General features: G+C 41.7%; 1 protein-coding gene. It reads left to right on the plus strand.

The features are described 5' to 3' along the window. The coding region (locus KH400_RS21010; RefSeq protein WP_217227974.1) for a universal stress protein at positions 1–322 on the plus strand (322 nt) is incomplete at its 5' end. Between the last annotated feature and the right edge of the window lie 136 nt (positions 323–458).

Consider the following 458-nt stretch of genomic DNA (forward strand, 5'->3'; position numbering starts at 1 on the left):
CGTTATCGACACACGCGCATTCCAAAACGTAACGGACTTCAAGACGACGATGGTCGAGCAAGTTGCTGAAACTGCTAAGAAGACGTTGGAAACTTACTTGCAACAAGCTAAGGATGCTGGTGTTAAGAACGTGGACTACACGATTGAGTATGGTTCACCAAAGGACATCATTGCTCACCAAGCACCTGAGAAGTTGAATGTTGATTTGATTATGATTGGTGCTACTGGTTTGAACGCCATTGAGCGCTTGTTGATTGGATCAGTTACTGAATACGTAACGCGTACAGCAAACGTTGATACGTTGATTGTTCGTGCTAAGTAAAGAAACCTGTGAGGTCGGGACATTTATGTTCCGGCCTTTTATTATATAAATAGGATTAGGTCGTCGGTGAGTGTTTAATCTGTTACAATGGTAGTAATATTAACAGTTTATTAGAGATGGAGTAGCTGACATCATG

It is taken from the genome of Desertibacillus haloalkaliphilus, from assembly GCF_019039105.1.
Classification (GTDB): domain Bacteria; phylum Bacillota; class Bacilli; order Bacillales; family KJ1-10-99; genus Desertibacillus; species Desertibacillus haloalkaliphilus.